Genomic DNA, 400 nt, shown 5'->3' on the forward strand with positions numbered 1-400 from the left:
ATAACAAACAGAGGGTTAATAACATGAAAGTTAAAGTACTGTCCCTCCTGGTACCGGCTCTGCTGGTAGCAGGCGCAGCAAATGCGGCTGAAATTTATAACAAAGACGGCAACAAATTAGACCTGTACGGTAAAATTGACGGTCTGCACTACTTCTCTGACGACAAGAGCGTCGACGGCGACCAGACCTACATGCGTGTAGGCGTGAAAGGCGAAACCCAGATCAACGACCAGCTGACCGGTTACGGCCAGTGGGAATACAACGTTCAGGCGAACAACACTGAAAGCTCCAGCGATCAGGCATGGACTCGTCTGGCATTCGCAGGCCTGAAATTTGGCGACGCGGGCTCTTTCGACTACGGTCGTAACTACGGCGTAGTATACGACGTAACGTCCTGGAC

1 pseudogene is annotated in these 400 nt (G+C 51.5%); it reads left to right on the forward strand.

Going from position 1 to position 400, the window contains the following annotated elements:
• Window positions 1-23 precede the first annotated feature (23 nt).
• Window positions 24-400: pseudogene (ompK36, locus tag FJV41_RS56380) on the forward strand (porin OmpK36); the annotation flags it as partial.

Origin of the sequence: Myxococcus llanfairpwllgwyngyllgogerychwyrndrobwllllantysiliogogogochensis, from assembly GCF_006636215.1 — a bacterium.
Classification (GTDB): domain Bacteria; phylum Myxococcota; class Myxococcia; order Myxococcales; family Myxococcaceae; genus Myxococcus; species Myxococcus llanfairpwllgwyngyllgogerychwyrndrobwllllantysiliogogogochensis.